The organism is Escherichia sp. E4736 (assembly GCF_005781225.1).
Classification (GTDB): Bacteria; Pseudomonadota; Gammaproteobacteria; order Enterobacterales; family Enterobacteriaceae; genus Escherichia.
On sequence record NZ_VATT01000050.1, the window covers coordinates 1 to 2,103 of the forward strand.

Genomic DNA, 2,103 nt, shown 5'->3' on the forward strand with positions numbered 1-2,103 from the left:
CAAACTTGTCACGCTAAACCCCAAACTCAAATCAACAGCAGCCGGACGTTACCAGCTTCTTTCCCGTTGGTGGGATGCCTATCGTAAGCAGCTTGGCCTGAAAGACTTCTCTCCGAAAAGCCAGGACGCTGTGGCACTGCAACAGATTAAAGAGCGTGGCGCTTTACCGATGATTGATCGCGGTGATATTCGTCAGGCAATAGACCGTTGCAGCAATATCTGGGCTTCACTGCCGGGCGCTGGTTATGGTCAGTTCGAGCATAAGGCTGACAGCCTGATTGCAAAATTCAAAGAAGCTGGCGGAACGGTCAGAGAGATTGAGGTATGAGCAGAGTAACCGCGATTATCTCCGCTCTGGTTATTTGTATCATCGCCTGCCTGTCATGGGCTGTTAACCATTACCGAGATAACGCCATCGCCTACAAAGAGCAGCGCGATAAGGCCGCATCCATCATCTCTGATATGCAGAAGCGTAAACGTGATGTAGCAGAACTTGATGCCAGATATACAAAGGAGCTTGCTGATGCTAACGCGACTATCGAAAGTCTCCGTGCTGATGTTTCTGCTGGGCGTAAGCGCCTGCAAGTCGCCGCCACCTGTGCAAAGCCAACGACCGGAGCCAGCAGCATGGGCGATGGAGAAAGCCCAAGACTTACAGCAGATGCTGAACTCAATTATTACCGTCTCCGAAGTGGAATCGACAGGATAACCGCGCAGGTTAACTACTTGCAGGAGTACATTAGGACGCAGTGCTTAAAATAATTTTAATTTCACTGAAATTTAACAAGTGACTTTCAGGAAAATGCCTCGCAGATGCGGGGCGTTTTTGTATAGGTATTTCACCGCGCACCGCAGCGCACAATAACCACCGAACCTGACCCTTTGGAATGGGCCTTTGAGGATACCAGTTAGTGCTGGCGAGCCTCGGTGGGCTGGTTTCCTGTGCGGCAAAGGTTCATTTCGAAGTAGCAGGTAACGCCATGAATGAATTAATTGTGAATCATGACTTTGACTTTCGCCAGTTAGTTACCGCAGCAGAAGGTCAACCGGTAACTGACACCTTCCAGATCGCAAAGGCATTTGGTAAGCGTCATGCGGACGTATTGAGGGCGCTGAAAAATTGTCATTGCTCTGAAGATTTCCGTAGAGCGCATTTTTGCGTTGCCGAAAAAATCAATGACTTAGGGATTTTCGACAAGAAACAGATTTACTACCGCATGGACTTTAGTGGCTTCGTTATGCTGGTCATGGGATTTAATGGCGCAAAAGCCGACGCTGTTAAAGAGGCCTATATAAATGCCTTTAACTGGATGTCAGCAGAACTCCGTAAGTACAGCGAAAGTTATGAAGCAGAACGCAACGCCATAATGCTGGAGTATATGAAAGAGAAGGATGTCGCCAGTATGTCTGGCCGCCTGCTCAATCGCTGGGGAAAAATTAAGAAGCCTCAGCTACTGGCGAGAATTGAACGCCTTGAACAGCACGGGCAAACCGTAATCCCCGGGCTCACTAATTAACGGCAGTACCGCGAAACAACCCAAGCCAGTAAGTGGGGAAATAACACTGGCAGCCACTGAAAGATGAACCTCCTGCCTTATGGCAAAAAAAATTCTTTGTGGTGGCGGACTGATGGAAAGACATCGGTTATTGCAGAGACCATTCAATGAGTGGTCTCGACAATGGCTTATACCCTACACGGGATAACTTAACTGATATCCCTTTTAACGGATAAACGGAGCCAACAATGGCAGAGATTATTCCCATGACTGAAGAACAGAAATTCCAGTTAGAGATTTACAAGCTGGTCATGAACCAGAACGCAGCAGCAGAGGAAGCATTTCAATTCATCGGCACTGACGAACTGAAGCTTGAGCTATTCAAAATTCACTTCCAGTCAGGCGGCGCTAATTCGGATATCACGATCCGCACATTTGAAGCGGTGCGTAAATCGAAGGAAGCGTTAGACCTGTTCACTACCGGAGCATGATGCTCAACCTGAAATAACAAATAAGTGAGATGAATATGGCAGCACCAAAGGGCAACCGATTTTGGGAGGCCCGCAGTAGTCATGGGCGAAACCCGAAATTCGAATCGCCTGAGGCG

At 48.2% G+C, this 2,103-nt stretch carries 4 protein-coding genes and 1 pseudogene; all 5 read left to right on the forward strand.

The features are described 5' to 3' along the window. Window positions 1-328 (forward strand): glycoside hydrolase family protein (locus FEK46_RS22490; protein ID WP_032170487.1); only part of this gene is annotated, 328 nt, incomplete at its 5' end. Then, window positions 325-762 carry a lysis protein gene (locus FEK46_RS22495; RefSeq protein WP_135560402.1) on the forward strand — a complete coding sequence of 146 codons (438 nt, stop codon included), beginning with the start codon at window positions 325-327 and terminating at the stop codon, window positions 760-762. The genes FEK46_RS22490 and FEK46_RS22495, both read left to right, overlap by 4 nt. Window positions 763-911: 149 nt before the next feature. Further along, entirely contained in the window at window positions 912-1,517 is a 606-nt protein-coding gene (locus tag FEK46_RS22500; protein ID WP_021528610.1) for a Rha family transcriptional regulator, read from the forward strand. A 227-nt stretch (window positions 1,518-1,744) separates the two neighbouring features. Further along, on the forward strand, window positions 1,745-1,987 hold the full coding sequence (locus FEK46_RS22505; RefSeq protein ID WP_000807785.1) for a DUF2560 family protein: 243 nt from the start codon (window positions 1,745-1,747) through the stop codon (window positions 1,985-1,987). Window positions 1,988-2,022: 35 nt separating this feature from the next. Next, window positions 2,023-2,103: pseudogene (locus FEK46_RS22510) on the forward strand (DNA-packaging protein); the annotation flags it as partial.

Coding starts and splice junctions, on each gene's coding strand:
- FEK46_RS22495 (WP_135560402.1), top strand. CDS start 325: ATGAGCAGAGTAACCGCGATTATCTCCGCTCTGGTTATTTGTATCATC.
- FEK46_RS22505 (WP_000807785.1), top strand. CDS start 1,745: ATGGCAGAGATTATTCCCATGACTGAAGAACAGAAATTCCAGTTAGAG.